This window comes from Mesocryomonas lacus (assembly GCF_055730135.2).
In genome coordinates, this window is the sequence record NZ_JBUZWE020000063.1 from 1 (window position 1) to 413 (window position 413).

The 413-nt window shown below is 62.2% G+C and carries 1 protein-coding gene; it reads left to right on the plus strand.

Annotated elements, in window-relative coordinates:
• The coding region (locus tag ACZLZY_RS24940; RefSeq protein WP_472936651.1) for a PAS domain-containing protein at positions 1-413 on the plus strand (413 nt) is incomplete at both ends.

Here is a 413-nt window from a genome sequence, read left to right on the forward strand (position 1 = left end):
TCGCCGGAGCGAAGAGCGTTTCCGGCTGCTGGTGCAGAGTGTGACGGACTACGCGATCTACCTCCTCGATCCCGGTGGCCATGTCAGCAGCTGGAATGCCGGCGCCGAACGTTTTAAAGGCTATGAGGCGGATGAGATTATCGGGCAGCATTTTTCTCGATTCTACCTCGACGAAGACCAGGCGGCCGGCATCCCGAAGAAGGCGCTCGCGACGGCGCTGAGCGAAGGCCGCTTCGAGGCTGAAGGCTGGCGCCGGCGGAAGGATGGGACCAGGTTCTGGGCCAGCGTCGTCATCGATCCCGTCCGCAACGAAGGCGGCGAGCTGATCGGCTTCGCGAAAATCACTCGCGACCTGACTGAGCGACGGGAAGCCCAGTTGGCTCTGGAGAGGTCACAACAGGCATTACACCAGG